Annotated in this window: 14 protein-coding genes and 1 pseudogene; 11 read left to right on the top strand and 4 right to left on the bottom strand. The window is 67.9% G+C overall.

Going from position 1 to position 18,297, the window contains the following annotated elements:
• The first annotated feature begins 138 nt into the window (after positions 1–138).
• The gene (locus CHC08_RS35075; RefSeq protein WP_089211684.1) at positions 139–783 is read left to right on the top strand and encodes a rhomboid family intramembrane serine protease; all 645 of its coding nucleotides are present in this window, start codon (positions 139–141) and stop codon (positions 781–783) included.
• Between the two features lie 65 nt (positions 784–848).
• Complete coding sequence (locus CHC08_RS35070) at positions 849–1,502, top strand: GntR family transcriptional regulator (protein WP_245878753.1); 654 nt, start codon at positions 849–851, stop codon at positions 1,500–1,502.
• 507 nt (positions 1,503–2,009) lie between these two features.
• Here the strand turns inward: CHC08_RS35070 and CHC08_RS35065 are convergent.
• Complete coding sequence (locus tag CHC08_RS35065; RefSeq protein ID WP_089211683.1) at positions 2,010–2,270, bottom strand: hypothetical protein; 261 nt, start codon at positions 2,268–2,270, stop codon at positions 2,010–2,012.
• 560 nt (positions 2,271–2,830) lie between these two features.
• Between CHC08_RS35065 and CHC08_RS35060 the strand changes: the two genes are divergently transcribed.
• Together CHC08_RS35060 and CHC08_RS35055 are read left to right on the top strand one after the other, a co-directional pair.
• Positions 2,831–3,253, top strand: coding sequence for a BlaI/MecI/CopY family transcriptional regulator (locus tag CHC08_RS35060; RefSeq protein ID WP_143653463.1), 423 nt, complete (start codon positions 2,831–2,833; stop codon positions 3,251–3,253).
• A gap of 158 nt (positions 3,254–3,411) precedes the next feature.
• Entirely contained in the window at positions 3,412–4,749 is a 1,338-nt protein-coding gene (locus tag CHC08_RS35055) for a serine hydroxymethyltransferase (RefSeq protein ID WP_089211681.1), read from the top strand.
• A gap of 205 nt (positions 4,750–4,954) precedes the next feature.
• On the opposite strand, the gene serC is transcribed toward CHC08_RS35055, so the two are convergent.
• A complete protein-coding gene (gene serC / locus CHC08_RS35050; RefSeq protein WP_089211680.1) occupies positions 4,955–6,064 on the bottom strand; it encodes a phosphoserine transaminase in 1,110 nt (369 codons plus the stop codon).
• A gap of 280 nt (positions 6,065–6,344) precedes the next feature.
• Positions 6,345–7,451 carry a citrate synthase 2 gene (locus CHC08_RS35045; protein WP_089211679.1) on the bottom strand — a complete coding sequence of 369 codons (1,107 nt, stop codon included), beginning with the start codon at positions 7,449–7,451 and terminating at the stop codon, positions 6,345–6,347.
• A gap of 169 nt (positions 7,452–7,620) precedes the next feature.
• Here CHC08_RS35045 and pdxH point away from each other — a divergent pair, with 169 nt between their 5' ends.
• The 7 genes from pdxH to CHC08_RS35010 all read left to right on the top strand — a co-directional run bounded on the left by pdxH (position 7,621) and on the right by CHC08_RS35010 (position 16,777).
• Positions 7,621–8,274 carry a pyridoxamine 5'-phosphate oxidase gene (pdxH, locus tag CHC08_RS35040; protein ID WP_089211678.1) on the top strand — a complete coding sequence of 218 codons (654 nt, stop codon included), beginning with the start codon at positions 7,621–7,623 and terminating at the stop codon, positions 8,272–8,274.
• A gap of 96 nt (positions 8,275–8,370) precedes the next feature.
• Entirely contained in the window at positions 8,371–9,585 is a 1,215-nt protein-coding gene (locus tag CHC08_RS35035) for an MFS transporter (protein ID WP_245878752.1), read from the top strand.
• Between the two features lie 159 nt (positions 9,586–9,744).
• Positions 9,745–10,449, top strand: coding sequence for an iron-dependent transcriptional repressor DtxR (locus CHC08_RS35030; protein ID WP_089211676.1), 705 nt, complete (start codon positions 9,745–9,747; stop codon positions 10,447–10,449).
• A 120-nt stretch (positions 10,450–10,569) separates the two neighbouring features.
• Entirely contained in the window at positions 10,570–12,810 is a 2,241-nt protein-coding gene (locus tag CHC08_RS35025; RefSeq protein WP_089211675.1) for an ATP-binding SpoIIE family protein phosphatase, read from the top strand.
• Positions 12,811–13,084: 274 nt separating this feature from the next.
• Positions 13,085–13,858: an alpha/beta fold hydrolase gene (locus CHC08_RS35020; protein ID WP_089211674.1), complete on the top strand. Its 774-nt coding sequence runs from the start codon at positions 13,085–13,087 to the stop codon at positions 13,856–13,858.
• Positions 13,859–14,126: 268 nt separating this feature from the next.
• Positions 14,127–14,717, top strand: coding sequence for a TetR/AcrR family transcriptional regulator (locus CHC08_RS35015; protein ID WP_089211673.1), 591 nt, complete (start codon positions 14,127–14,129; stop codon positions 14,715–14,717).
• 929 nt (positions 14,718–15,646) lie between these two features.
• Positions 15,647–16,777 carry an ice-binding family protein gene (locus CHC08_RS35010; protein WP_218825644.1) on the top strand — a complete coding sequence of 377 codons (1,131 nt, stop codon included), beginning with the start codon at positions 15,647–15,649 and terminating at the stop codon, positions 16,775–16,777.
• Between the two features lie 600 nt (positions 16,778–17,377).
• Here CHC08_RS35010 and CHC08_RS52570 read toward each other — a convergent pair.
• A pseudogene (locus tag CHC08_RS52570) lies at positions 17,378–18,297 on the bottom strand (hypothetical protein); the annotation flags it as partial.

Below are 18,297 nucleotides of genomic sequence, written 5' to 3'. Positions count from 1 at the left end.
GGGTTGGTTTGGGATCCATCGGGTTCATGAGGTCGTGTCCGGCGCGTTCATGGCCAGGAGTGCGTACGGTAAAGGTGTGGGCGAGCGCGGCAAGGGCATTTGACGTCCACGTGCCGACTCCGAAGGCCAGGAGAGTAAATGAACGATCATGTGACCGGCACGCCCCCCGCAGGCCGGTCCTCCGGCGAGCGCTTCAAGCGCAGGGCCGGCAGCCTGGCCGCGGGCGCCGCGGGAGCCGCGATGCTCATCATCGCGCTGGTCGCCGTCATGTGGGCGGTCGAGGTCGCCGACTACGTGCTGCCCGGAGAGTTCGACGCCTACGGCATCAGGGCCTGGAACCCGGAAGGGCTGGGCGGCATCTTTCTCGCCCCCTTCCTGCACGCGGGCTTCGGCCACCTGATGGCCAACTCCGTGCCCCTCCTCATCCTCGGTTTCCTCGCCGCGCTGCGCGGGATCGCCCGGTTCCTGGGCGCCAGCCTGATCATCATCGTGGTCAGCGGCCTGGGCATCTGGTTCATCAGCACGCCGGGAAGCCTGACGGTCGGCGCGAGCGGGCTGGTGTTCGGCTACTTCGGCTTTGTCGTCGCCCGTGGCCTGTTCGACCACCGCGCCCTCGACATCGTGATCGGCATCGGCGTCGCGATCGCCTACTACTCGATCATCTGGGGCGTGCTCCCCGGTGAGTCCGGCATCTCCTGGCAGGGGCATCTGTTCGGGCTGTTCGGCGGAGTGATCGCGGCCTGGATCGTGCGCCGCAGGCGCAGGGCGGAGCTCCTCGTCTGACCGCTGGGCAGGTCCAGGGATTAGGGTCGGTCTGGAGGATTATTCTCCAGGGGGGACCGATACGCGTGGGCGACGAGATTCTGACTGACGGCACGGCGACCGGCATCGTGGCGGCGAGCACCACGACAGCCTCCGAGGAGGCCGCAGGCGAGCCTTCAGGGCCGCGCAAGGGGCCCCGCGTGGTGGTCAGGCGCACGCTTCCCACCGAGCCGGCCGTACGAGCGTCGGCGTCGCTCTTCATGACCGAGGCGGAGAAACAAGGTGTCCGCCCGGCTCGCCGCATGCTCTACGTCGGCTCCGAACCGGCCACCGACGACGTCGCCTCCGCCCTCCGCGTCGAACCCGGTACGGAGGTCCTCGCCCGCAGGAAGATGCTGCTCGCCGACGACGTGCCCGTGCGGATCGCCACCAGTTACTTCCGCCTCGACATCTTCGGCGGCACCCCGCTCTCCGCCCCGGATTTTGTGAAGCCGAGTCTGCAGGCCGGGATCGAGGCCCTCGGCCACCGCTTCGGTCACGCGGAGGAACACCTCGTCGCCCGCCCTCCCACCGAGTTCGAGGCGGAGACCCTGCTGCTCGATTCCGGCGAGTGGGTCGTGCAGATCCTGCGTGCCGGCTACTCCGACGACGGCACTCCCGTGCACACCCTCGAAACGATCTGCGCCGCCTCCCGCCACATCTTCCCCATCGTCCAGGTCACCGGCGCCGACGAGTTCTGAGAGACCAAGCCCGCGCGCAGGACCGGCCACGGCCACCACCGTGGTGGGTGAGATGCCAGCCGGTGGGTGCGGCATCCGCTCACAGCCCGTTTCTGCCCAGGAAGTCACGGACGGAGGCCGCCGTGCCGAGCGGGCCTTACCGGGTGGAGCGGGTGGCAGGGGTTTCTTTCATCGGTGCGGGGTTGAAGGTCAAGGGCGCGGACGTCTGCCCGGTAGAGGCAGGTGAGAAACCGCTCTTACCGGGCAGGAATAGGGTCGAGTGAATGAGATTTCGCGTCCGCGTGGGAAGTGAAATTTCAGAGATCTTGTTCTGAGTGCCCGTGTTCGCTGCGTGATCGTGATTCTTTCGCGAAGAGTCATGATCTCAGTGAGCGCGGGCACTCTCGCCTCCGTCGTGGGCCGGGAGTTTTCGCAATCCCGGGTTCCGCCGCATGTGGTCGACATACTTCGACCACATGCCGTCCCCAAGCCGGAAGATGACCCTTGGTTGGTGATTAACCGGGAACCTTAGGCGTTGTTGTTGTTATTGGTGTTGTTGGTGCCGCCGCCGTGGTGGCGGTCACGGTCACGGTCACGGTCACGGTCACGGTCACAGTCACGGTCACGGCCGCCGTCACCGTCGCCCCAGGCGGTGAAGCCCGTGCCCGCGGTGACCGTGGTGGCGGCGGTAACGGTGGCGGCGGTGGCCATCGAGCCCAGGCTGACGATTCCGCCGGCCAGGGCCACGCTGATTGCGAGCCCTGCTACGACGCTTTTGACATTGGACATTGCATTTCCCCCTTGAAAGGATCGGCCGTCTTGATTTAGACATTTCCAGCGTGCTTTGGAAGATGTCCGGGATGGCCGCTGGCAGACTATCCCTGTTTGCCATAATTTCCTCATGTATGGTGCGACAAACAGAGATTGACGACTTTTGCCACCTCTCTACCGCTTTGTCGATAACATTCAACGCTTATTGATGGATTTGCTGTGAAATGTCTTTGATGTCAGATTTATCACGTAATTCGTAGAGGGATGTGCGACCGGATCGGAAGGCGGGAATGGGAGGACGGGGAGACGCGAGAGAATCCCGGAGGTAGGCCAACCCGTTTGATCGCTTTCGCCGGATCAATCGGCGTGGCCGGCGGCCCTACGGGAGGGAGATGCGGCGGGATGGTGGGTGCGACGGCGCGGGCGGTGGTTCCCGGACCGAGATCACCTATGGCCGCATCGAGGTATTTAAGTGACAATGTGATCAAAACTGATGGTGTGAACCTGCCTGGCCTCGTGCCCGTACACGTTCCGCAAGGGCCACCACCGCCGGGCGCGACCCTCGAAAGGTGGCGCAGGTGAACCTGGGATCCCTGGAACGCGCGATCATGGACGTCCTGTGGGGTTGTGAGGAGCCGGTGCTGGTCCGCCAGTTGCAGGTCATGCTGAACGAGCGCGTCGAGCGTCCGCTCGCCTACACCACGGTCCAGACGGTCGCCGAGCGACTGGTCAGGAAGGGTCTGCTGAGCAGGGCGTCCTCGAAGAACGCCTTCCGTAACGCCTTCCGCTACACCGCCAGTCACTCCCGTGACGAGCACGTCGCCGGGCTGATGATCGACGCCCTGGCCGGCAGCCCCGATCGGGCTCCCGTGCTCTCCACGTTCGCGCAGAAAGTGGACCTGGACGACGCCCTGCGGCTGCTGCACGAGCTCGCGCGCCGTGCCGGAGAGCAGGCCGTGCCCGACCAGGATCAGGGCAGGCAGCCGCAGCCCCTGTCCTGATTCCTACAGATGTAGGAAAGGGCGCCGGAAGTCTCGTCTCTCACCCGGTGTACCGGGCGTCGTTTGCGACCTAACGTCGTATTGCAGATACCGCCGACGACACACGACGGCGAGCGGGAATCCGACCGCCGCCTGCCCGTCCACCAGGAGATTCACTGATGCCCCGTGCCCTTGCGCCCCGCCCGTGGGTTCCTCCCGTCACCGAAGATCGAATCCGGTTCGTCTCGAAGGCCGTGACCGGTCAGGCCGTTTCCTCGATCGAGACCGAGATCGAACGACTGGTGGTCGAGAACCACCGGATCCACGATGTCGAGTCCATCAACCTGAACCCCGCCACGAACGTCATGAACCCGAGGGCCGAGGCACTGCTGTCGGCGAATCTCGGCTCGCGGCCGTCGCTGGGCTATCCGGGTGAGAAGTACGAGATGGGCCTGGAGGCGATCGAGCAGATCGAGATCATCGCCGCCGAGCTGGCGGGAGAGGTGTTCGGCGCGAGCTACGTCGAGGTACGTGTCGGCTCGGGGGCGCTCGCCAACCTCTACGCGTTCATGGCCACCTGCAAGCCCGGTGACACGATCATCGCCCCGCCGGCGAGCATCGGCGGCCACGTGACCCACCACGGGCAGGGCGCGGCCGGCATGTACGGGCTGAACACCGTCGCCGCCCCGGTCGAGGCGGACGGATACACGGTGGACGTCGACGCCCTGCGATCGCTCGCGGAGGAGACGCGGCCGAAGTTGATCACGATCGGCGGCAGCCTCAACCTCTTCCACCACCCCATCGCGCGGATTCGGGAGATCGCCGACTCCGTCGGCGCGCTTGTGCTCTTCGACGCCGCGCACCTGTGCGGAATGATCGCCGGCAAGGCCTGGCCGCAGCCGCTCGACGAGGGTGCGCACCTGATCAGCATGAGCACGTACAAGAGCCTGGGGGGACCGGCGGGCGGGCTCATCGTCACCAACGACGCCGGGCTGGCCGAGCGCCTCGACGCGATCGCCTATCCCGGTCTGACGGCCAACTTCGACGCGGGCAAGACCGCGGCGCTCGCCATGACCATGCTCGACTGGAAGGCCGCGGGACCGGCCTACGCGCAGATGATGATCGCCACGGCTCAGCGGCTGGCGGCCGAGCTGCTCGCCCTCGACGTCCCGATCTTCGCCGCCGATCGCGGCTGCACCCGGTCCCACCAGTTCGCGGTCATGGCCCACGGGTACGGCGGAGGCCAGCGAGCCGCCCGGCGGCTGCGGCGGGCGAACCTGCTCACCTGCGGCATCGGCCTGCCCGCGGAGTCGATCGACGGTGACGTGAACGGGCTGCGCATCGGCACCCCCGAGATCGTCCGGCTCGGGATGACCGAGGCGGACATGCCCGCCCTGGCCTCGTTCGTCGCCCGCGGGCTGGATCCGTCCGTCGACCCGGAGACCGTGGCGCCCGAGGTGACCGAGTGGCGGCGGCGGTTCTCCGGCGTGCACTTCATCGCCGATCAGCCCGCCTGAGCCGGATCGGGGCGACGCCTCGCCCCCGGGCCGGGCGACGTGCGGCAACCCGGGGGTGACACGCGGAGGCCCGGCCTGAGATGCGGAGACCCAGGGGTGAGGTCGTGCCTCACCCCTGGGTCGGGGCCGCGTACGGCAGGCGTACGGGAGGAGCGGTGCTTCCGGCTCCCGGGTCCCGGCTGAGGGCCCGGGGAACCGCCGAGGACTAGAGCCGCTCGACCACGTAGTCGACGCAGTGCGTCAGTGCCTCGACGTCACTCGGGTCGATGGCCGGGAACATCGCGACGCGCAGCTGGTTGCGGCCGAGCTTGCGGTAGGGCTCGGTGTCCACGATGCCGTTGGCGCGCAGGACCTTGGAGACCTGGGCGGCGTCCACGCTGTCGACGAGGTCGATCGTGCCGACCACGTTGGAGCGGAACTCCGGTCCGGCGAACGGTGTGGCGTAGGAGCTCTTCTCCGCCCACGTGTAGAGGCGCTGGGCCGAGTCGGCGGTGCGGGCGGTGGTCCAGGCCAGGCCGCCGTTGCCGTTCATCCACTCGATCTGGTCGGCGAGCAGGAACAGCGTCGCGACGGACGGGGTGTTGTAGGTCTGGTCCTTGCTGGAGTTGTCGATCGCCACCGGCAGGCTGAAGAACTCGGGAACGTAGCGCCCGCTCGCGGCGATCTCGTCGACCCTGGCCAGCGCGGCCGGGGACATCAGGGCGATCCACAGGCCGCCGTCGGAGGCGAAGCTCTTCTGCGGGGCGAAGTAGTAGACGTCGAACTCGGAGGCCTCCACAGCCAGGCCTCCGGCGCCGGAGGTGGCGTCGACCAGGACGAGCGAGCCCTCCTCGCCGACGCGCCTGATCGGCATCGCGACGCCGGTCGAGGTCTCGTTGTGGGTGAGCGCGTAGACGTCGACGCCCTCCTCCGGACGGGCCTCGGGGTGAGCGCCGACCTCGGACTTGATCACGGTCGGGTCGCCGAGCCACGGGGCCTTCGCCGCCACGGAGGCGAACTTGGAGGAGAACTCGCCGAAGTGCAGGTGCTGCGACCTCTCACGGATGAGCCCGAAGGCGGCGATGTCCCAGAAGGCGGTGGTGCCGCCGTTGCCGAGGACGACCTCATACCCCTCGGGAAGCGAGAAGAGCTCTGACAGCCCCGCGCGGACGCGCCCGACGAGCGATTTCACCGGCTTCTGGCGGTGGGACGTGCCCAGCACGCTGGATCCGGAGGCCGCGAGAGCCGCGAGCTGCTCCGGGCGCACCTTCGAGGGCCCGCAGCCGAAACGGCCGTCGACGGGCTTGATGTCAGAGGGAATCACGATGTCAGCCACTTGACCAGCCTACTGAGCTTGCGGATTGGTCCAGGACTGGGTCCGGATTTTGAGATGAAATCTGTGACGGGACTTGACATCGGGCAGGTCCAGGACGCGAAAAGGCTGTCGCCCACCGGGGTGCCGGGACACGAAAAGACCGCCACGCACCAGGGCTCGGGACGCGAAAGACTGCCGCACATCGGGGGCCGGGGTGCGAAAAGGCCGCCGTACGGCCAGGGCCCGGGACGCAAAACGGCTGCCGCGCGAGAAGATCGCGCGACAGCCGTACAGGACACGATCAGACTGCGTCGAGGACCTCGGCGGCGCCGGGGACCTCGTTGACCGAACGCTGCGGCGGGCCCACGTAGTCTGCGCTGGGGCGGACGAGCCTGCCCGTGCGCTTCTGCTCGAGAATGTGGGCTGCCCAGCCCGCGGTGCGAGCGCAGGTGAACATCGAAGTGAACATGTGCGGGGGAACCTCTGCGAAATCCAGAATGACCGCGGCCCAGTACTCGACGTTGGTGGCGAGCACCCGGTCGGGCTTACGGGCGTGCAGCTCTTCCAGTGCGGCCTGCTCCAGCGCCGCGGCGACCTCGTAGCGGGGTGCGTCGAGCTCCTTGGCCGTACGGCGGAGCACCCGTGCCCGGGGGTCTTCCGCACGGTAGACGCGGTGGCCGAAGCCCATGAGGCGCTGGCCTTTGTCGAGCTCCGTCTGGACGTACCGCTTGGCGTCGCCCATCTTCTCGACGCCTTCGATCATGTGCAGCACGCGGGCGGGGGCGCCACCGTGCAGCGGTCCGGACATGGCGCCGACCGCACCGCTCATCGCCGCGGCGACGTCGGCGCCGGTGGAGGCGATGACCCGGGCGGTGAAGGTGGAGGCGTTCATGCCGTGCTCGGCCGCGGAGGTCCAGTAGGCGTCGATGGCCCTGACGTGCTTGGGATCGGGCTCGCCCCGCCATCGGACCATGAACCGCTCGACGATGCTGTCGGCCTTGTCGACCTGGCTCTGCGAGACCATCGGCAGGCCGAGGCCGCGCGCCGACTGGGCCACGAAACTGAGTGCGGTCACGCTGGCGCGCGCCAGATCGGCGCGGGCCTGGTCCTCGTCGATGTCGTGCAGCTGGCCGAAGCCGTACGCGGGGGCCAGCATGGCCAGTGCGCTCTGCACGTCGACGCGGATGTCACCTGAGTGGACAGGAATGGGGTAAGGCTCGGCCGGGGGGAGCCCCGGCTGGAACTTGTTGTCGACGAGCAGGCCCCACACGTGTCCGTACGAGACACGGCCGACCAGCTCTTCGATGTCGACACCCCGATACCGAAGGGCGCCCCCTTCTTTGTCCGGTTCTGCGATCTCCGTCTCGAAAGCGACTACGCCTTCGAGCCCGGGTTTGAAGTCGGACATTCTCGGCCGCCTCCCTTTCTTGAAGTCAAAGCCTTGATGTCGAGATACCGGCGGGTCTTATTCAACCCCCTGGGTCGCGACGGTGTGCCGCCGGACCCGCCGAAGCGCGATCGCCCCAGGTAGGGGCCGCCGCGTATGTTTTCAGCCGGGCACGGGAGAATACCTTCCCGTGGACGCCACATCGAGACCGCCCTCGCTGGCGGGACTTCGCCGCACCTATCAGGGTCTGCCTCTCCTCGAAGCAGATCTCGCGCCCAACCCCGTGTCACAGTTCGCCGAATGGTTCGGCGACGCCGTGGATGCGGGGCTCCCGGAGCCGAACGCGATGGTGGTCGCGACCAGCTCCGCGGGCGGGCGCCCGACGGCCAGAACCGTGTTGCTCAAGGGCTACGACGAGAACGGGTTCGTCTTCTACACCAACTACGAGTCGCGCAAGGGCCGTGATCTCGCGGAGAATCCGCGGGCCAGTCTGCTGTTCCCCTGGCACTCCATCCGGCGCCAGGTCCGGGTGGAGGGTTCGGTGGTACGGCTGTCGCGCGAGGAGTCGGCCGCCTACTTCAGGTCCCGCCCGTACGGCTCTCAGATCGGGGCGTGGGCGTCACGGCAGTCCGCGGTCGTGCACTCCAGGGAGGAGCTGGACGACCGCTACGCGGAGCTGGCGGAGCGCTGGCCGGAGGACCCGCCCGTGCCGGAGTTCTGGGGCGGATTCCGGGTTGTGCCCACGGAAGTGGAGTTCTGGCAGGGTCAGCTCGACCGGATGCACGACCGTCTCCGCTACCGCCGTTCCGGCACCTACTGGATCATCGAGCGCCTGGCCCCATGACATCTGAACCGCTCTTTTAGTGATATATCCACATATGTCTTATACGTAGGTGGAGGGAGCGGCGTGGGGTTCGGGGAGCTCGTCCGGAGGCATGGGGTGGACACGCGTCCGCTCGGCGTTCTGGCCTACCGGCGGCTCTGGGCCGGCCAGGGTGTGTCGTTCATCGGCTTTCAGCTCACCTCGGTGGCGGTCAGCGCGCAGATCTACGACATCACCAAGTCGTCCTTCTGGGTCGGCATGCTCGGCCCGGCCAACCTGATCCCCCTGATCGTCTTCGGGCTCTGGGGCGGGGCGATCGCCGACGCGGTCGACCGGCGGAGGCTGCTGCTGGTCGGCGCGTTGATCGCCTGGAGCGCGACACTCGCACTCCTGCTCCAGGCGGCCCTGGGGATGACGAACATCGGCCTGCTGATGGCGACCGTGGCCGTGCACGCCACCGGTTTCGCCATCACCGGGCCGACCAGGGGAGCGATCATCCCCAGGCTGATCCCCGTCGACCTCGTGCCGGCGGCCAACACGCTCAACTACCTGGTGAGCGGGGTCGGCAGCGCCCTCGGCCCGCTGATCGCCGGGGTCGTGCTCGCCCAGGGCGGTTTCACCTTCGCCTACCTGATCGACGCGGTGCTGTTCGGCGCGGGTTTCTACGCCGCGGTACGGCTGCCGCAGCTCAAGCCGATCGGCGAGATAACCCGACCCGGCCTGCGGTCGGTCGTGGACGGCCTGCGCTACGTGTCCGGGCACCCGATCGTGATGATGTCGTTCGTCGTGGACATCATCGCCATGGCGTTCGCGCTGCCCAGGGCGCTGTTCCCCGAGGTCGTGGCCGAGCGGTTCGGCGGCTCGCTGATCGCGTTCGGCTGGCTGTCGGCGAGCATGGCCATCGGCTCGGTGCTCGGCGGCCTGATGTCGGGCTGGGTGGGCCGGGTCCAGCGCCAGGGCGTGGCGCTCACCTATGTGATCGCCATCTGGGGGCTCACCGTCGCCGCCGCGGGGCTCGTGGGCCAGTTGTGGCTGATGGTGGCGCTGCTCGCGTTCGGCGGAGCCGCCGACCTGGTCTCCTCGGTGTGGCGGCAGACGATCCTGCAGACCCACGCGCCCGACGACATGCGCGGACGGATGCAGGGTGTGTTCATGGTGGTGGTCGCCGGCGGTCCCCGCCTGGGAGATCTGCGGGCGGGAGGCACGGCCGCCTGGTTCGGGGCCACGGGGGCTTGGGTGGGCGGCGGAATCGCGTGCGCGGTCGTGGTGATCGCCGTCGGGATGAGCGTGCCGACCTTCAGAAAATACCGTCCCGCGGTCCGGAGCCTTTGAGGAGCTTGGGAAGGATTCGGGGGGCCCGGATGTTGCCTTCTTTTGTCATCACAGGTGCTTCTCGCAATAGGGTACGGGGTCCGAGATCTTTCAGTTCAGCGCCGCCCCCTCGGGAACGTCGCGCGATGGACGTAGCATCGAGAGAGGACGGGAGGAACCTTGACCGCACACGGCTTGATAGACACCACCGAGATGTACCTCCGGACGATTTTCGAATTGGAAGAAGAGGGCATCGTCCCCCTGCGAGCACGAATCGCCGAGCGGCTTCAGCAGAGCGGTCCCACCGTCAGTCAGACGGTCGCGCGCATGGAGCGCGACGGCCTGGTCCGGGTCGAGGGTGACAGGCACCTGACCATGACCGATCTGGGACGGACACTCGCGACGCGCGTCATGCGCAAGCACCGCCTCGCCGAATGCCTGCTCACCGACGTGATCGGCCTGCCCTGGGAAGACGTGCACATCGAGGCGTGCCGCTGGGAGCACGTCATGTCCGAATCCGTGGAGGCGAGGCTGGTCAGCCTGCTCAACAATCCCACGGAGGACCCGCACGGCAACCCGATTCCCGGCCTTGAGGAGCTCGGCGTCACGAGCGTTCCCGACGGCCGCTGGGAGACCCTGCCGTCGATGGCGGCCTTGGCCGGACCCAGGGATATACCCGTTGTCGTTCGGCGAATTAGCGAACAAGTGCAAAGTGATCCGGCTGTGATGCTTAAACTCAAGCAAGTTGGGATACAACCCGGACGCGAGGTAATGCTCGCGGCGAGCGACGATGGTGTGCGGGTGACAGGTGACGACAAAGCGGACAACCTTCTTGCGGATCTCCCGCGAGACGTCGCCGCCCATGTCTTCGTCTCCACACGCTGATCCAGGCCCCTCCGCTTGGTTGAATCCCCTGCGGGAGACCCTCCACTCCCCGGCCGAGACTGCAGCAGGAGCAACCGTGGTTCGCTTTGCGCATACCCGCCCGCGAGGGGCGGTCACCGGATGAAGCGGTGGGGGGATCTATCCCAGGACGCCGCCGATCATCTGACGGCTGGTTCTGTCCTGGATCATGCCGAAATGGCGGTGGTTGTCACCGACAGATTCAGCAATCTGCTTTATTGGAATCCGTTCGCCGAGAAGCTGTTCGGCCGCCCCGGCACCTCGGGGCCCCGCGACCAGTCACTCTCCCTGGGCATCATGGAGAAGGATCACCCACTCGCCGTCGAGCTCTCCAAGCACGTGCTCAAGGGCGGCGTCTGGGAGGGCACGTTCGACGTCAGGCGCGGCGACGGGACGATCATCTACGTCCGCGCGCAGGCCGTGCCGCTGCGGCACCCCTCGGGGTCGGTGACGGGCATCGTCATCACCGCCCGTGAGGCGATGCGCAGCAACGAGCGGGAGAAGGACCGGTTCGGTCTGCTGGAGCGGATCGGCGAGCGACTCGCCGGCTCGCTCTACGTCGAGGAGACGCTCAAGCGCGTCGCCGAGATGCTCGTCCCGCAGTTCGCCGATCACTGCTTCATCGAGCTGATGGAGAACGGGCGGCTGTTCCGCAAGGTCTCCACCCACGTCCCGGGCTGGACACCTCCGCCCAACACGTGGGCGCCGATCGGCGCCGAGATCTTCTACCCGACGGGGCACTACGCGGACATCGCGCTGCGCCGCCAGGAGACGATCCTCGTGGAGGACTTCTCCCAGACGAACTATCCCAGCCCCGGCGAGTCCCAGACCCGCCTCTCCGCCGAGATCGGGCTGACCTCGGCCATCGTGGCGCCGCTGTGCGTGCGCGGTGAGACCCTCGGGCTGCTGTATCTGGGACTGTCCAATCTCACCGACCGGCGCAGCCCGCACTACGACGCCTTCGACCGCGACTTCGTCGGAGCCATCGCCACCCGGGTGGCACTGGCCGTGGACAACGCGCTGCTGTTCGAGGAGGAGCGGCACACCGCCGAGTCCTTCCAGAAATATCTGCTGCCCCGCGCGCTCCCGCAGCTCGACGGGCTGGAGATCGCGGTCCGCTACTTTCCCGCCGCACCCCTGGCCAGTCACGGGCAGGGCATCCAGACCCAGGTCGGCGGCGACTGGTACGACGTCATCCCGCTGTCGGCGGGCCGGGTCGGCATCGTCATCGGCGACGTCGAGGGCCGGGGCGCCAAGGCCGCGGCCGTCATGGGGCAGCTCCGCGCCGCCCTGAGGGCCTTCGCCCAGGACGACAAGCCGCCCGCGGAGATCCTCGCCAGGCTCGACGAGTGGACGCGCATCATCGCCACCCCCGAGCAGGACGAGAGCGGTACGGACATCAGCATCCCGCCCATCGTCACCTGCCAGTACCTCGTCTACGACGCGTGGTCGCGGCAGCTGTCGTTCGCCAACGCGGGCCATGCCCCGCCGCTGCTCCTCATCAACGGCGTCTGCACCGAACTCGACATCAAGGAGGTCGGCCAGCCGCTGGGCGTGCGCGCCAAGGGCCTCCACGCCGACCTGGTCTACAAGGAGGAGACGCGGACGCTGCCTCCCGGCGCCGCGCTGCTCCTCTACACCGACGGTCTCGTGGACCGTCGTCCCGTGCGCGACGCCGACGGCAGGCATCCCAACGACGAGGAGACCCTCGCGCTGCTCTGCGGCAAGCTCGTCGAGATCACCGACGCCGCGGCGGGGGACATCTCGGTGGAGGGCATCGCGGACGCCGCGACGACCGCCGTGCCCGGCGAGATCGACGACGACATGGCCATCCTGGTGGTCAGGTCCGCCTCCGACGATCTCCAGGTCGAGGAGCGCACCTTCCCCGCTCAGCCGATCATGGTCGGTGAGGCCCGCCGGATGGCGGCGGAGGCGTTCACGGACTGGGACGTCTCCGAGGAGCGCGCCGAGCTCGCCTGCCTGCTGGTCTCCGAGGTGGTCACGAACGTCGTGCTCCACGCCGCCGCCGCCAGCATCCCGCGCCGGGAGCTGGCGATGGACGGCCCGCCGCTGCCGTTCGAGGAGTCCTGGGACGTCCCGGGCTTCGACGACGAGATCGCCAACGAGAAGGAGTTCACGCTCCGGATCCGCCGGGGCGGGGAGTCCGTCTGGGTGGAGGTCTTCGACCAGGACCTCCGGCTTCCCCGCATCCGCAGCGCGGGGGAGAACGACGAGGGCGGACGAGGCCTCTACCTCGTCGACCAGCTCGCCAAGCGCTGGGGCTCCCGTCCGACCAAGGAGGGCAAGGCCGTCTGGTTCGAGATTCCCACCAAATCGCGCTGAGCCCGGCGCGGCGGGTGGGAAGCCGTCTCCACTGGGTCGCGCTGAGCCCGGCAAGGTCGGAGATCGTCCCCGTCAGGTCGCGCTGAGCCCGGCGCGGCGGGTCGGAAATTGATTTCGTCAGGCCGTGCTGAGCCCGGTGCGGCGGGCCGAAAGTCGTTTTCGCAGCGTTGTGTTGGGTTTGGCGCGGCAGGTGGGAAACCGTCTCCGATAAATCGCGCCGAGCGGGGCGGGACAGGGCTGGAAGCCGTCTCCGATCGGTGCTTGACTCGGTGATATGGAGCTGGCCTTCGAACGACGCGGGATCGGGGCTCCCCTGGTTCTGCTGCACGGCATCGGGCATCACTGGCAGGCATGGCTGCCAGTGCTCGACCGGCTCGCCGCCAAGCGGGACGTGATCGCCGTGGACTTCCCCGGCTTCGGCGTCTCACCACCGCTGCCGCCCGGCACGCCGTACACGGCGGAGAGCCTCGCGGACGCGATCGAGTCCTTCTTCGCCCTGCTCGGCCTGCGCGAACCTCACGTGGCGGGAAACTCCCTGGGCGGCTACGTCGCCCTGGAGCTGGCCTCGCGCGGAGCGGTCCGTACGGCCACCGCCCTGTCTCCCGCCGGGTTCTGGAACCGGACCGAGCTGGCGTACGCCCGAGCCGTCCTCCGGGCGGCCCATGCCTCGACCCGCACGATCACTCCTGAGCAGGCGCTCGCCGCCGCGTCGAACCCGCTGGGCAGGATCGCCTTCTCGGGCCTCCTGGTGGCCCACCCCTCCAAGCTCTCCCCGGAGGCGCTGCTCGCGGCCTGCCAGGCGCTCAGGGACGCCCAGGGATTCGACGACACCCTCGACTCGTTCGACTGGCTGATGCCCCCCGGCCCGCCGAAGGTGCCGATCACGATCGCCTGGGGCGAGCACGACCGCCTGCTGCTCCGGCGGCAGGCCGTACGGGCCGCCAAATGGTCGGGGCAGCGGGCGAAGCTGCTCAAGGGATGCGGGCACGTGCCGATGAGCGACGATCCGGAGCTGGTCGCGAGCGTCCTTCTGGCCGCGTCGGAGTGAGGCGACGCGGACCGGGCCGGGCTTCGGCGGTGGCCTGACGACGCTGGTGACCGCGTGCCGGGCAGGTGCATGTGATCGGGTACCGAGCAGGTATTCGCGATCGGGTGCTGGGTAGATGCTCGTGACCGGATGCCGGGCAGGCGCTTGTGATCGGGTGCCGGGTAGGCGCTCGTGACCGGGTGTCTGGCCGGTGGTCGGCGGCGACCTTCGGCGGCGCTCGGGGGCCATGGGCGGGGCTAAAAGACAGAACGTTCCGTACCCTAGGAACATGACGACGACGCCATCCGCCAGGAAAGTGCCCGCGCGAGCGTCCGAGGCGCGGGCCCGGCTGCTGGCCACCGCGGGGCGGTTGTTCTACGCCGAGGGGATCCGCGCGGTGGGTGTCGACCGGGTGATCGAGGAGGCCAAGGTAACCCGGGCGACCTTCTACCGCCACTTCCCGGGCAAGGAGGACCTGGTGTGCGCCTATCTGGAGGACACGGACCAGTCCATCCGTGCCCGCGTCGCGGCCGGCGCCCAGCAGATCTCCAGCCCCGCGGGCCTGCTGGACCTCCTCGTGGAGGGCATCGGCCAGGAGATGTGCAGTCCCGGGTTCCGAGGCTGTCCGTTCATCAACGCGGCCGCGGAGTATCCCGACAGGGAGAGCCCGGTCCATCAGGCCGTCCTCAGACACCGGGCGTGGTTCCGCGAGACCCTCGCCGAAACGTTCAGGGGCAGCGGGCATCCCGACCCCGAGCAGGCGGCCGACATCATGCTCGCGCTCCGCGACGGGGCCATGGTGGCCGGTTACCTCGGCGACCCCGAGGCGGCCCGCCTCACACTGGCCCGCGCGGTCGGGACCCTCGCCACCGCGCGCTGACCTGCCGCCGGTTCGCAGTTCGACGCCGCCGTGTTAAGCCACGATCTTGGAGGCTTTCCACCTGCCGGTGCGCGGGGTGCCTTGGCCAACGCCACGGTCGCTGGTGGATACCTCGTACAGGCCACCGACCGGCCCCCGGCATCGGCGGTGTCCAAAAACGGCCCCTCCAGTCGTCGTAGCCGTTGAGGAAGTACTGGACATCGCCCTCGCGCACCTTTGAGTCGGCGGGGGTCGAGCCTTCGGCGAATACGCGCCACCTGCCGGTTCCGGGGGGCGAGCAGAGCGAGTGCGCAGGCGGCGAGGCCGGCGGCCGTGAGCGTCCGGCAGGTGGTGAGAGGCACGGGAGCCCCTTCCAAGTGGCTGCTGAGAGTAGCTGTCGATCATGGATCGTGGCTGTTCCCGATGCGGTGTACGCGGAGGCTGCGAACGACACCTTCGGCCTCCTGGCAGCCCTGGCCGAAAAGCTGTCAATGCAGGACCGGCCTTTGGCGATGTCCGGGGTTGAGGAACAGCGGGACAGTTGTCGGCGATGAGAAAGATCTTGTTTCTCGTTGTGGCGGTGCACTGGTCGAATGTGAAAGGGCCAGGCGGTCAGAGTCCGCTGAAGCAAGGGCGCGGCCCCAGAAGACACCGCCCCGACGCCCCGCACAGTCTTCTGCGACCTGAGGCGCAGCGGTTTACCGCCAATGGCCGTCCCACTGTTCCTCAACCCCGGGCACCATGGCGAACCCATCTTTTACCCAGAAATGACATCCGGTGTTTTTCTCCCGCATGTCGGATGACAAGGAACCAAACTGCTGATTAGTAAGGTTGGAGGATATGACGCGTCATCGGTAATGCGCCTGGGCTGAGCCGCACTAAAGGAAAAGAGCAGTTTGATGACAGACGCCGGTGGCCCCCGCCTTGTAACAAAAAATACCGTTCGCTCCTTGTTGGCGTGGGTCCTCACGGTCCTGATCGCGACAGGAAGCATCGCCGTGAAACCTTGTGCCGCGAACGCATTGGCGGTACCGGTCGGGCTGGGCACAGCCGCGGACTTCGCAGTTCTGGGCGGGGCCTCCGTCACGAATACCGGCCCCACCATCGTCACCGGAGATCTGGGGACCAGCCCGGGCTCCGCGGTGAGCGGCTTCCCGCCCGGCATCTTGATCGGGGCTCTCCACGTCGCCGACACCGTCGCCGCACAGGCTCAGACGGATTTGGCCACCGCCTACAACGACGCCGCCTCCCGTATTCCTGACGCCACCATCCCGACACAGCTGGGTGGAACCACCGTGACCCCCGGTGTCTACAACTCCGCCGCGGGCACATTCCAGATCACGGGAAACCTGACCCTCGACGCCCAGGACGACCCCGATGCGGTCTTCATCTTCCAGGCCGCCTCCACCCTCATCACCGCGGCCGCCAGCACGGTGACCCTCACCGGGGGGGCACAGGCATGCAACGTCTTCTGGCAGGTAGGCAGCTCGGCCACGCTGGGAGCCACTACCGACTTCGTCGGCGACATTCTCGCGTTGACCTCGATCACGGTGGTCAGCGGTGTGACCGTGAATGGTCGAACCCTGGCTCGCAACGGCAGCGTCACGCTGGACACGGACACCATCACCCTGTCTACCTGCGCGGGTCCTTCCGGCAGGTCCACCACCACCACGGTGAACTCGTCGTGCGCCATCAGCCAGCAAAGCCCGATCACCTTCACCGCGACGGTGAGGTCTCCGAGCGGGATCGTTCCCACCGGCCCGGTCGAATTCTTCAGCGACGGAGTGAGTCTGGGCACAGCCCCGCTCGATGGCACAGGCCACGCCGAGTTGACCGTCGCCCCCCTCTCCGAAGGCGTACATGAGATCGTCGCCGTCTTCCCCGGCACACTCGAACTGGACGGCAGCACGTCACCGGCCTTCATCCAGGCCGTCGACTCCCAGGGCTTCTGCCTGCTAGAGGAATGCGGACCAACGTGTGGCAGTGAGCCTCCAGCCAAGCTGCTGTCCACGACAGCGGAGCGCATGACCTGCCCGCCGCGCCAACCCTCCGCGAGCGCGATGGCCGCCGACAAGCCCTAAGAGTTCCCGGCATTCATCCGCAAAATGCACAAAACACCTTAACTATGAATTCAATGCCACACAGGCCGAAGATTGCAACATAAAGTCCTTATGTGCATAAATATAAATCTCGACGGGCTGTCCTCCCTCGTTTTCCTATCACATTACTTTTAATTTATGACTTAGTGGTCAGGCCGATGCATTTTAGAATATTTATCGGGTATTCCTTGATCACTATCCATGCGTCACAGAGGCCCCCCTCAGGACCACAAACGACACGGAATGATATGAATTTCACCAGTAGCAGGCGTATCATGATCCTGCGGTCCAGCAGGCGCGCCCGAAATCGAAGCGCCATGGTGATTCTCGTCGGCATTTTTTTAGCCGTATCATTCCAAATGCAGGAAAATGCACTCAAGGAAAAAATGGGCAACATTCTCCTGATTGCACACGTTGAGGAGGGTAAGTCGGCTCTGGCCTGCCCTCCTGGCGACACCTCCCGAAAGCCGCACGTCTATCCAAGGGGCCATTGCCGGAAGAGGTGCTGCAAGCCATGTGGGTGCAGGAACAGGTTTTGTGTATGCCTGCATGGCCCGCGCGGACTGAAAGGTAGGAAAGGATCTAGGGGCACAACGGGTCGAACCGGTCCATACGGCCCTCAGGGTCCAGAAGGCTCCGTAGGCGAGACCGGCGCGACGGGACCGGCCGGCGCGACTGGACCGGCCGGGCCGGCAGGAACTCAGGGGGAGACGGGACCGGCCGGGCCGGCCGGTGCGACCGGACCGGCAGGGGCGACGGGTGCAACTGGCGCGGCAGGGCCGGCAGGGGCGACCGGGCCGGCGGGGGCGACTGGCGCAACCGGCACAACCGGGGCGACCGGCGCGACCGGACCGGCTGGCGCGACGGGCGTAACCGGTGCGGCAGGACCAGCAGGGGCGAACGGCGCGGTAGGACCGGCAGGACCGGTCGGTGCGACCGGACCCGCGGGACCGGTAGGGGCGACGGGCGCAACTGGCGCAACTGGCGCGACGGGCGCGACGGGCGCGACTGGCGCAGCAGGACCGGCCGGGCCGGCTGGTGCGACCGGACCGGCAGGAACTCAGGGGGAGACGGGACCGGCCGGGGCGACCGGTGCAACCGGTGCGACCGGGCCCGCGGGACCGGTAGGGGCGACCGGTGCGGCAGGACCGGCAGGTGCGGCTGGCGCAGCAGGACCAGCAGGGGAGACGGGCGCGACTGGCGCGGCCGGGCCAACCGGTGCGACCGGGGCGGCGGGACCCGCAGGGGCGGCAGGAACTCAGGGGGAGACGGGACCAGCCGGACCAGCCGGACCGGCAGGTGCGACTGGCGCAGCAGGACCGGCAGGGGCGACGGGCGCAACTGGCGCAGCAGGACCGGCAGGTGCGGCTGGACCGGCCGGGGCAAACGGGGCGACCGGACCGGCCGGGGCGACTGGCGCGGCGGGACCGGCTGGACCGGCCGGGGCAAACGGCGCGACCGGGCCAACCGGCGCGACCGGGGCGGCGGGACCCGCAGGGGCG

It is taken from the genome of Streptosporangium subroseum (genome assembly GCF_900188345.1).
Classification (GTDB): Bacteria; Actinomycetota; Actinomycetes; order Streptosporangiales; family Streptosporangiaceae; genus Streptosporangium; species Streptosporangium subroseum.
Note: the sequence above shows the minus strand (reverse complement) of the source record. Positions and strands in the feature narration are given on the sequence as shown.

Excerpts from the sequence above, each read along its gene's own strand:
- CHC08_RS35075 (WP_089211684.1), top strand. The coding sequence starts at position 139 with ATGAACGATCATGTGACCGGCACGCCCCCCGCAGGCCGGTCCTCCGGC.
- CHC08_RS35065 (WP_089211683.1), bottom strand. The coding sequence starts at position 2,270 with ATGTCCAATGTCAAAAGCGTCGTAGCAGGGCTCGCAATCAGCGTGGCC.
- CHC08_RS35055 (WP_089211681.1), top strand. The coding sequence starts at position 3,412 with ATGCCCCGTGCCCTTGCGCCCCGCCCGTGGGTTCCTCCCGTCACCGAA.
- CHC08_RS35045 (WP_089211679.1), bottom strand. The coding sequence starts at position 7,451 with ATGTCCGACTTCAAACCCGGGCTCGAAGGCGTAGTCGCTTTCGAGACG.
- CHC08_RS35025 (WP_089211675.1), top strand. The coding sequence starts at position 10,570 with ATGAAGCGGTGGGGGGATCTATCCCAGGACGCCGCCGATCATCTGACG.
- CHC08_RS35020 (WP_089211674.1), top strand. The coding sequence starts at position 13,085 with ATGGAGCTGGCCTTCGAACGACGCGGGATCGGGGCTCCCCTGGTTCTG.
- CHC08_RS35015 (WP_089211673.1), top strand. The coding sequence starts at position 14,127 with ATGACGACGACGCCATCCGCCAGGAAAGTGCCCGCGCGAGCGTCCGAG.